Source organism: Conexibacter stalactiti, from assembly GCF_033542075.1.
Classification (GTDB): domain Bacteria; phylum Actinomycetota; class Thermoleophilia; order Solirubrobacterales; family Solirubrobacteraceae; genus Conexibacter; species Conexibacter stalactiti.
This window is the reverse complement of record NZ_JAWSTH010000159.1, coordinates 1-9,626: the sequence shown is the minus strand read 5'-3', so window position 1 is coordinate 9,626 and position 9,626 is coordinate 1. Positions and strand designations below refer to the sequence as shown.

Sequence of the window (9,626 nt, the reverse complement as noted above, 5' to 3'; positions counted from 1 at the left end):
AGCGGCGGCGCCTCGCCGAGCACCAGCTCCGCGAGGTCGGCGGCGATCGCGACCGGGCGCGCGCCGCCGTCGGCGCCGGCCTCCTCGGCCTGCGCGCGGGTCGTCGCGCCGCTCAGCACGATCGCGCCGTCGAGGCCGGCGGCGGCGGCGCCGGCGAGGTCGACGTCGAGACGGTCCCCGACGACGAGCGCGCGGCCCTCGCCGAGGCGGTCGAGCGCGGTCGCGAATATCTCCGGCTCCGGCTTGCCGACGGTCGTCGCGTGGCGGCCGGAGGCGTATTCGAGCGCGGCGACGAGCGCGCCGGTGCCCGGCCACATGCCGTCGGGCATCGGGAATGTGCGGTCGCGGCCGGCCGCGACGAAGTCGGCGCCGGCCAGCAGCGCCTGGGTCGCCAGCTTCAGCTCCTCGAAGACGAGGTCGTCGTGGCCGGCGGCGACGACGACCTCGGCGTGCGGCGCCTCCGGCATGCCGTTGACGACGCGCAGGCCGGCGTCGGCGACGTGGCGGAAGATCGCGGGCGTGCCGATCACGTACGCGCTGGCGCGCCTGGCCCCGTGACGCTCGGAGAGGTGGTGCTGGAGCGCGCCGCCGACGGTCACGACCTCCTCCAGCGAGGCGCGGAAGCCGAGCGCCCACAGCTTGCGCACGTACTCCTCTGCGCTGTGGCGGGTGTCGTTGGTGACGAACGCGACGCGCTTGCCGCCCTCGCGCAGCGCCTGCAGCGCGCGCGGGGCGTCGCGGGTCGGCGCGCCGCCGACCCACAGGCAGCCGTCGAGGTCGAGCAGCAGGTGGTCGTAGGCCCGCACGAGCGGGGTGAGGGACGGGGCAGTCTGGGGCACGCGACCTCCCATTATCCTTCTCCGCCGTGCGACGCCTCCTCTTCCCCCCCGCGCTGCTGCTCGCGAGCGCCTGCGCGGCGCTGCTCGGCGGCTGCGGATCCGACAGCCAGACGACGACCACGACGACCGCTTCGGTCTGCACGAGAGTGCCCCAGCCGGAGCTGCGCGGCTCGCTGACGAGGAGAAAGCCGACGGCCGTGCTCTCCTCCGCGCTCACGTGGACGGCGACGGTCGAGACCAACTGCGGCAGCTTCGTGATCACGCTCGACGTCGCCGACTCGCCGAAGACGACGGGCTCGTTCGCGACGCTCGCGCGCGCCGGCTTCTACGACGACCTGCCGTTCCACCGGATCGCCAGAGACTTCGTGATCCAGGGCGGCGACCCGACCGGCGGCGGCGCCGGCGGCCCCGGCTACACGATCACCGAGGCGCCGCCGAGAAGAACGAGATACACCAGAGGCGTCGTCGCGATGGCGAAGACCGCGACCGACCCCGACGGCGCCTCCGGCAGCCAGTTCTTCATCGTCACCGGCGAGGACGCCAACCTGCCGCCGCAGTACGCGCTGCTCGGCGAGGTCACCTCCGGCATGGACGTCGTCGAGCGGATCAACAACCGCCCGCTGGAGTCGTCCGACCCGCAGGGGTCGCCGCCGGTCGACCCGGTCGTGATCGAGAGCGTCACGATCGCGCACGACTGACGAGCGCGGCCGGCGTGCGATGACGCCCGATCCGGTGTAATGCGCCGATGGCGTCCATCAGCACCTTCGACAGCACCAAGACCGACCTTCTCGAGCTGCTCGCCGACGCCCGTCTCGGCGAGGCCCAGCTGCCCGACTTCCAACGCGGCTGGGTGTGGGACGACGACCACATCCGCGACCTGATCGCAAGCGTCTCCCGTTCCTTTCCGATCGGCACCGTGATGCTGCTGGAAAGCGGAGGTGACGTCGCCTTCCGCACCCGCCCGCTCGAAGGGGCGACGCCCGACGGCCGCGAGCCGGAGGTCCTGATCCTCGACGGCCAGCAACGGCTGACCTCGCTCTTCCAGTCGCTCGTCGCGGGCGACCCGGTGAGAACACGCGACGCGAAGGGCAACGCGATCGAGCGCTGGTACTACCTCGACATCCGCAGGTCGCTCTCCAATGTCGTCGACCGCGAAGACGCGGTCATCTCGATCCCGGCCGACCGGCGCGTGCGCACGAACTTCGGCCGCGACGTCCAGCTCGACCTCTCCACCTCGGAGCGGGAGTACGGCGAGCTGATGTTCCCGCTGCGCGCGATCTTCGACCACTACGAGTGGGCCAGCGGCTTCCGCACGCACCACGGCTACGACGCCGAGATGAGCCGGCTGTGGGACGACTTCGAACGCGATGTCGTCCAACGGTTCCGGTCCTACCAGCTGCCGGTCATCCGACTTCACCGGCAGACGCCCAAGGAGGCGGTCTGCCTCGTCTTCGAGAAGGTCAACACCGGCGGCGTCTCGCTGAGCGTCTTCGAGCTGTTGACCGCCTCGTTCGCGGCAGTCGCCGAGCCGGACTTCGAGCTGCGCGCCGACTGGGAGGCGCGCGAGCGGCGCCTGCACGAGCAACGCGTCCTGCGCGACGTCGCCAACACCGACTTCCTCCAGGCGGTGACGCTGCTGGCAACGCTCAGAGCCCGCCGGGAGTACCTCCTCGCCGGCGCTCCTGAGGAACGGGCGCCCGTCGTCACGTGCAAGCGCCGCGACGTCCTGCGACTGTCGCTCGACCAGTACCTCGACTGGGCCGAGCCGCTGACCGTCGGCTTCGAGCGTGCCGCGCGCTTCCTGCACCGTGAGCGGATCTTCGAGACGAAGTTCCTGCCGTACAGCACCCAGCTGGTTCCGTTGGCGGTCGTGCTGACGCTGCTCGGCGACAGCGCGATCGACAGCCCGCGGATCCGTGAGCGGATCGCCCGCTGGTACTGGTGCGGCGTCTTCGGCGAGCTCTACGGCTCCGCGACCGAGACACGCTTCGCACGCGACGTGCCCGACCTGCTCGCGTTCGCGGAGGACGCGGCGGCGGTGCCGCGCACCATCACCGACGCCAACCTCGCCCCCGAACGCCTGCACACCCTGCGCTCGCGCCGCAGCGCCGCGTACAAGGGCATCTACGTGCTGCTGCTGCGCGAAGGAGCACGTGACTTCCGCACCGGCGAGACCTCCAACGACCAGAACTACTTCGAGGAAGCGGTCGACATCCACCACGTCTTCCCGCGCAAGTGGTGCGCTGAGCGGACGCCCGAGGCGGTGCCGCCCTCCTTCTGCGACAGCATCGTCAACAAGACGCCGCTGACGGCACGGACCAATCGAATGATCGGCGGGCGCGCGCCGAGTGACTACCTGACCGCGCTGCGCGAGCGCGACGGCGTCAGCGCCGCGACCGAGGAGAGCACCTTGCTCTCTCACCTGATCGACCCCGAGACGCTCCGCAGCAACGACTTCGAGAGCTTCTTCGAGGCGCGCCAAGCGGCGTTGCTCAACCGGATCGGCGAGGTGATGGGCAAGAGCCTCGTCGCCGAACCGGTCGCCGCCGAGCGCTGACCGTCACCGGTCGCCGTCGCCTTCAGGATTTCGATCGCAGGCTCGCCGGGAGCGGGCCGGCCGTCGTCCCGCGGCCGGCCACGCTCCTCGACGGTCAGCGACCTCTGCGCGCGCCGCCCGCTCTCGCGGCGCGCAGCGTCAGTCTGAAACGGGCGACCGTCGCGTTGCCGAGCGCGTCTCGCGCGGTGACGACGGCGACCGCTCTCACGCTTCTGAGCTGCTTGAGCAGCCGCTTCGCGCGTCTGTTGAGGGCGACCGCCACGACGACGGCTCTGCCCGCGCTGGCGCGGAACGCTCTGCTGCCGAGGACGACGGGCGCCGCGGCGGCGACGGCCTCGCTGGCCGCGCTCGCGCTGACGCCGCTCGCGCTCGCTCTGCCTCTGCCTCTCGTTCTCGTTCTCGCTCTCCCTCTCGCGGCCGGTGCCTGTTGCAGCGCGACCGTGCCGCTCGCGTTCTCCGCGAAAGGGCCCAGTCTGACGCCGACGACGCCGGCGCCGCTGGCGACGACGGTCGCGTTCTGGCGCGGGCCTCTGACGACCGGCCCGCGTCTGTCGCCGCCTGCTCCGCCGCCGCCCGGCCCGCCGCTGCCGCCGCCGGTCGGCGGTCTCGGCACCACGATCGGACCGCTCGGGATCGCGTAGAAGTCGACGACGCGGTTCTGTCTGAGGCCGAGCGCGCAGGTGAACGCGACGATCGTGCAGCCGGCGCCCGCGTCCGGCATGTAGACGCCGTCGGGCAGCACCGTCACGCGGTAGTCGCCGCGCGGCAGCGTCGTCTCGTACGTGCCGTCGGCGCGGGTCGTGACCGCCGGGGCGATCTCCTGCCCCGCCGCGCCGACGATCCGCAGCTGCGCGCCCGCGATCGGCGCGCCGCCGACGCCCCAGACCTTGCCGGAGAGCCGGTGCGCGATCGCGGCGGGGGTCAGCATGAAGCCGACCTCCTTGCTGCCGTGCCGGCCGACGCCGACGATCACGCCGTCGTCGTTGACGTCGAGCGCGTTCGCGTACGACCAGCCGGTCGGCCCCAGCTGCAGCAGCGGCGTCGGCGGCGCGTCCGGGCGCCACAGCCAGGCGTTGCCGAGCTGTCTGTACTCCGCCTGATAGTCCTCGGTGCCGGCCCGGCCGACGACCCAGCCGAGGTTGTTGATCGCGTTGGCGCGCGATCTCGGCTGCTCGGCACCGACGTCGACGTAGCCGGTGCCGTCCCAGATGCGGGCGGAGAACGGGTTACTGTTCGGATCGGCGGTCGTGCGGCCGGCCATCTGCCCGAGGTCGTTGAAGCCCTGGTTGCCGGGGATCAGGTCGTACGTGTCGCTCGCGACGCCGCCGCTGGAGAGGCGCGGGCGGGCGCCCATGTTGATGCCGCCGATCATGATCAACCCGTTCTCGTTGATCTGAACCGCGTGGCCGCCTCTGATCTCCGCCCCTCTGTCCGTTATCACGTCGGGCATCGGCAGCCGCGACCAGCCGCCGCCGGCCGTCAGCGCCGGGAAGCGGTTGTCGTATCTGGCTCTGCCGTCCATCCACGGCGACGGGATGTTCCCGCTGTCGCCCGCCGTGCCGGCGATCGTGCCGGCCTCGTTGATGCCGAAGGCGGCCGAGCCGAATCTGCCGGAGATGTTGAACGCGGTCGGCGAGAGCGCGCTGGTCGTTCTCGTCGCCGTCCAGACCGCGCCGTTGTCGATGCCGATGATCCCCACGATCGTCCCGGCGTCGTTGACGTCGTACGCGCTGCTGCGGTCGGCGCCGTTCAGCGCCAGCTCGATCATCGTGCCGTCCTCCCAGCGGAAGGCGGTGTCCTGGCTGCGGCCCGGGAAGCGCGCGGTCCCGACGACGACGCCATGGGCGTTGACGGCATTGGGCTGGATCCATCTGATGCCCGGCGGGCCGGTGATCTCCGCGACCGTCCAGTCGCCGGCGAGCGCCGCCGGCGCCGGCGCGAGCAGCACCGCCGCGACCGCCGCGGCGAGCGCGCGGATCGTGCCTCTCAGCGGCGACCGGGTCATGCCGCGGCGCACGTCTCGCTCGCGCTCGATCGCTCGGCCGGCCCGTACGAGCTGGCGGGGTTGCCGAAGGAGACCCCGACCTTCCATCTGCCGCCGCGCATTCCGACCGCGACCTGCGAGCTGCCCCTGTTGGCCGTCACGATCGCGTCGAACCATCTCCCGCCCTGTCTGACGACCGCGTCCTCGACCTGCCAGTTGGTGTCTCTGGAGAGTCCGGTCGAGCCGCCGCTGGTGATCGCCGACAGCCACAGGCCGCTGCGGCAGAAGCTCCAGTCGACCGCGGCGCCGTCGCCGCGGGTGCCGACCAGACGCGTGTCGAGCAGCTTCTTCAGCACCACCTTGTTGGCCGCATTGCGGGCTCTGCAGGCGCGCTGCGCGCTGCCCTTCGATCTCCCGCAGCGCTCGACCTCGGCGGTCGGCGGGCGCAGCTTCGCCGCGGTCTCCGCGACCGGCGCGGACGACGCCGCCGCGTCGAGATCGTCGCCGGCGTCATAGACGCCCTCCGGTCCGCCGGCCGCTGGCACGGTGACCGCCTTGCCTCTGACGACGTAGACCGTGACCGGGGCGGCGTCGGCCGCCGCAGCGCCGAGCGCCGGCAGCGCGATCGCGCAGAGGGCGGCGAGGTGCGTGCCGAGCGCGCGTGCCGAAAGCGTCGTCATCTGGTCAAGGTCCCCGTCAGTCTCGTGAAGGCCGAGCAGGTCGAGCCCGGGTTCGGCGCGTACGGCCGGCTGGTGCTGATGGTGACGCCGAAGCTGCCATCGGCCGCGACGAAGCCGAGGATGCTGGCGACCCCGCCGCCGGGCAGCTGCTGATCGCCGATCAGGCCGCTTCTGCCGGTCGAGCGCGAGATCTCGATCGGCACGTCGACGGCGACGTCCGCGGTCTGGCAGACGGCCTCGCTGAAGTCGCTCTTGGCGACGGTGGCGACGATCCGTCCTCTCGTGCCGTCGTCGCTGATCGTGAAGCTCAAGCCGGGAGCGCCGGTGGCCGTGTAGGTGCCGTCGGCTGGAGCGACCTTGACCGGGGCGGTCGGTCGCTGCGGCGTCGGCCGGTGGCGGCCCTTCGCCTCCTCGCGCTCACGCCGGCGCTCGCTCGGATCGCGCGACGGCCGCTCGTCGCGCCTGCCGCCGCTGTCCTCGCGCTTGGGCGCGGCTCTCTTCGTCGAGCAGCCCTTCGCTCGCTTGCGGCCCTTGCCGCTCTTGCCGCGCTTGCCGCGCGCGCTGGTCTCGGCCGCCGCGCTGCGGCGGGCTCTGCCGCCTCTGCGCTTGCCGCTTCTGCGCTTGGTGCAGGTCGACGCCTTCTTCTTGGCGCCTCTCTTCGCGCCGCTCTTGGCGCTGACCTGCGCCACGCCAGTGCCGGCGGCGGCGGTCGAGACGGCCGGCGCGAGCGCGAGCGCGACGACGACGGCGATGACGGCGGCCAGCGAAACGGACCTGCTCCGACTGCGATTCACGGCGTCCTCCTGGAGAGTCTCCGGCCGCCTCACCCGGCCGCTGCGGCGGCGATCGTAGCCGTGATCCCGACCGTCTCCCAGGCGTTGGACCAAACTCTGGGAGGGACCCCAGGACGGCCGCGCCGGCGCCGGCTCTCGCGCCAGCTATGGTGCCGGCGATGAGCGCCGACGCGATCGATCCGCAGCTGCGCGCCGACGTCGAACGGCTCGCGGCGATGACGCGTGACTCCGCCGGCGCCGGGGAGCGTGCCGCCGCCGCGTGGGTCGCCGAGCGGCTGCGCGCGGCGGGGGTGCAGGAGGTCCGCAGCGAGCCGTTCCGCTACACGCCGACATACACGCACGCCTACGCGCTGCACGCTGGCGCGATCGGCGCCGCGGCGGCGCTCGGAGGCCGCGGCGGCCGCCTGCTCGCGCTCGCCGCGCTCGCCTCCCACGAGCTCGACGTCAGCGGCCGCCGGCAGTGGCTGCGGCGGTGGCTGCCTGCGGGCGAGGGCGCCAACGTGGTCGGGCGGCTGCCGGCGCGCGGGCCGCGCCGCGCGACGCTCCTGCTCGTCGCCCACCACGACGCGGCGCGCACCGGCCTGATCTGGCACCCGGCGCTGTCGCGCGGCGGGGCGGCGGCGCGCTTGAGACGACGGGCGATGGAGCCGGCCGGCTGGCCGTTCGCGCTCGCCGCGCTCGCCGCCGCAAGCGGCACGCGCGCCGGGCGCGCGCTCGGCGGCACGCTCGCTGCCGCGACGGTCGCGCTGATGGCCGACGTGCACCGCTCCCCCACCGTCCCCGGCGCCTCCGACAACGCGACCGGCGTCGCCGCGCTGCTGGCGCTCGCGGGCCGGCTCGCGCACGACCCGCCGGACGGGCTCGAGACGATCGTCCTCAGCAGCGGCTGCGAGGAGCCCGGCATGGGCGGCATGGCGGCCTTCCTCGCCGCGCACGGCGACACGCTCGACCGCGCGACGACGTTCGTGCTCGGGCTCGACACGCTCGGCGCCGGCGAGCCGATCGTGGCGCGCGCCGAGGGCGTCCTGCTGCCGCACACCTACGCGGCGCGCGACAACGACCTCGTCGACGCCGCCGCCCGGCGCGCCGGCCTGCCGCCACCGCAGCGCTGGCGGATCGGCGCCTACACCGACCCGATCCTCGCCCGCTTCGCCGGGCTGCGCGCCGTCTCGCTGCTGTCGGTCGGAGCCGACGGCCGCTACAGCGACTACCACCTGCCGACGGACACGGCCGAGCGCGTCGGCTGGCGCTCGGTCGCGCGCTGCCTCGCGCTGGCGGAGGCGACGGCGCGCGAGCTGGTGGCGTAGGCGCCTCAGCCCAGCGCGCTCGCGACCTCGCGCGCGGCGCGCTGGCCCGACTGGATCGCGCCGTCCATGTAGCCGTTCCAGATCGTCGCGGTCTCGCTGCCGGCCCAGTGCAGCGGCCCGATCGCGGCGCGCAGCGCGGCGCCGTGGTCGGTCCAGGCGCCCGGCGGCATGTAGCCGGCGTAGCCGCCGCCGCTGTAGGGCTCCTCGCTCCAGACCTTCTCCACGTAGCGCTCAGGTCTCCGCGCGAGCGCGCTCACGCGGTGCTGCGTCGGGCCGAACCACTGCCCGCCCAGCTCGACGACCTGCTCCGGGTCCGCGCCGACCGGCTCGTTGAGCGTGCGCCCGCCGACGCGGTCGCGCGCTTCCAGCACGATGACGCCGAGCCCCGCGCGGACGAGGTCGCGCGCGGCGACCAGGCCGGCGAGACCGGCGCCGACGACGGCGACGTCGGTGTCGAGGTGGCTGTCGGCGGCCATCAGGCGGCAGCATAGTGCGCCGGCACGCACCCGCCGCACCGGGTCCCAGTGCGTCGAACAGTCCCTAAGATGGCACGCGACCGTCCGGCCGCGTCCGTCGTGAGGCGCTCGTGCGGGTCGTGACCGCGCCGACCGAGGACGGAGCCTCATCGCACCTTCCATCAGCCCCGCCGCCGAGCCGCTGCTGGCACGCGACCGCGAGCTGGCGCAGCTGACCGAGCTGCTCGGCGCCGCCCACGATGGCGCCGGCCGTCCGCTGCTGATCGAGGGCGAGGCCGGCATCGGCAAGTCGCGGCTGCTGCGCGAGCTGGGCGCGATCGCCGCACGCAGCGGCTTCACGACGCTCGCGGCGCGCGCCGACCCGCTCGCGACCGAGATCGCCTTCGGCGTCGTGCTGGAGCTGGTCGAGCCGCTGGCAGCGGCGAGGGATGCCGAGCGCGACGCGCTCTTCGCCGGCGCGGCGAGCCTTGCGCTGCCGCTCTTCTCGCCGCGGCGACCGGACGACGGCGACGCCGCCGCGGAGCGGTTCGCGCACGGCACCTTCCGGCTGCTCGCCAACGCCGCCGCCCGCCGCCCGCTGCTGCTGCTCGTCGACGACGTGCAGTGGGTCGACCGCGGCTCGTTGCGCGTGCTCGCGCACGTCGCGGCGCGGCTGGGCGCGCAGCCGCTCGCGCTCGTCGCCGCCGTGCGGCGCGGCGAGCCGGCGGCCGACTCCGCCGGGCTGGAGCAGCTGCGGCTCGAACCAGCGCTCGCGCTGCTGCAGCCGCGGCCGCTGCCGCTCGACGCGGTCCCGCGACTGGCGACGGCGGCCGGCCTCCAACAGCCGTCGGCGGAGCTGTGCGCCGCCTGCGCCGCGTCGACCGGCGGCAACCCGCTGCTGCTGAAGGCGCTGCTGAGCGAGCTTGCGCAGCGCGGCGAGCCGGCCGCGCCGGCCGACGTCGCGGCCGGCGTGCCGCTGGTCGCGCGGCACGTGCGCGGGCAGCTCAGCC

At 73.9% G+C, this 9,626-nt stretch carries 9 protein-coding genes; 4 read left to right on the top strand and 5 right to left on the bottom strand.

Annotated features, from left to right (window positions below):
* A partial coding sequence (locus tag R7226_RS30015; RefSeq protein ID WP_318601168.1) for an HAD-IIA family hydrolase occupies positions 1 to 839 on the bottom strand: 839 nt, incomplete at its 3' end.
* A gap of 26 nt (positions 840 to 865) precedes the next feature.
* Here R7226_RS30015 and R7226_RS30010 point away from each other — a divergent pair.
* Positions 866 to 1,537 (top strand): peptidylprolyl isomerase, encoded by a 672-nt coding sequence (locus R7226_RS30010; RefSeq protein WP_318601167.1) that lies wholly within the window; start codon positions 866 to 868, stop codon positions 1,535 to 1,537.
* 47 nt (positions 1,538 to 1,584) lie between these two features.
* Positions 1,585 to 3,396, top strand: coding sequence for a GmrSD restriction endonuclease domain-containing protein (locus R7226_RS30005; protein ID WP_318601166.1), 1,812 nt, complete (start codon positions 1,585 to 1,587; stop codon positions 3,394 to 3,396).
* A 94-nt stretch (positions 3,397 to 3,490) separates the two neighbouring features.
* Here R7226_RS30005 and R7226_RS30000 read toward each other — a convergent pair whose 3' ends face one another.
* Genes R7226_RS30000 through R7226_RS29990 form a run of 3 tightly spaced genes read right to left on the bottom strand, consistent with a single transcriptional unit; the run spans position 3,491 to position 6,854 of the window.
* Positions 3,491 to 5,401: a hypothetical protein gene (locus R7226_RS30000; protein ID WP_318601165.1), complete on the bottom strand. Its 1,911-nt coding sequence runs from the start codon at positions 5,399 to 5,401 to the stop codon at positions 3,491 to 3,493.
* A complete protein-coding gene (locus R7226_RS29995; RefSeq protein ID WP_318601164.1) occupies positions 5,398 to 6,060 on the bottom strand; it encodes a hypothetical protein in 663 nt (220 codons plus the stop codon). The genes R7226_RS30000 and R7226_RS29995 overlap by 4 nt, the downstream gene beginning before the upstream one ends.
* On the bottom strand, positions 6,057 to 6,854 hold the full coding sequence (locus R7226_RS29990) for a hypothetical protein (RefSeq protein ID WP_318601163.1): 798 nt from the start codon (positions 6,852 to 6,854) through the stop codon (positions 6,057 to 6,059). Before R7226_RS29990 ends, R7226_RS29995 begins: the two co-directional genes overlap by 4 nt.
* 158 nt (positions 6,855 to 7,012) lie before the next feature.
* On the opposite strand from R7226_RS29990, the gene R7226_RS29985 reads away from it, so the two are divergent.
* Positions 7,013 to 8,161 carry a M28 family peptidase gene (locus tag R7226_RS29985; RefSeq protein ID WP_318601162.1) on the top strand — a complete coding sequence of 383 codons (1,149 nt, stop codon included), beginning with the start codon at positions 7,013 to 7,015 and terminating at the stop codon, positions 8,159 to 8,161.
* A 5-nt stretch (positions 8,162 to 8,166) separates the two neighbouring features.
* Here R7226_RS29985 and R7226_RS29980 read toward each other — a convergent pair whose 3' ends face one another.
* Positions 8,167 to 8,637 (bottom strand): FAD-dependent oxidoreductase, encoded by a 471-nt coding sequence (locus R7226_RS29980; RefSeq protein WP_318601161.1) that lies wholly within the window; start codon positions 8,635 to 8,637, stop codon positions 8,167 to 8,169.
* Between the two features lie 148 nt (positions 8,638 to 8,785).
* On the opposite strand from R7226_RS29980, the gene R7226_RS29975 reads away from it, so the two are divergent.
* A partial coding sequence (locus tag R7226_RS29975) for an ATP-binding protein (protein ID WP_318601169.1) occupies positions 8,786 to 9,626 on the top strand: 841 nt, incomplete at its 3' end.

Coding starts and splice junctions, on each gene's coding strand:
- R7226_RS29985 (WP_318601162.1), top strand. CDS start 7,013: ATGAGCGCCGACGCGATCGATCCGCAGCTGCGCGCCGACGTCGAACGG.
- R7226_RS29980 (WP_318601161.1), bottom strand. CDS start 8,637: ATGGCCGCCGACAGCCACCTCGACACCGACGTCGCCGTCGTCGGCGCC.
- R7226_RS30005 (WP_318601166.1), top strand. CDS start 1,585: ATGGCGTCCATCAGCACCTTCGACAGCACCAAGACCGACCTTCTCGAG.
- R7226_RS29995 (WP_318601164.1), bottom strand. CDS start 6,060: ATGACGACGCTTTCGGCACGCGCGCTCGGCACGCACCTCGCCGCCCTC.
- R7226_RS30000 (WP_318601165.1), bottom strand. CDS start 5,401: ATGACCCGGTCGCCGCTGAGAGGCACGATCCGCGCGCTCGCCGCGGCG.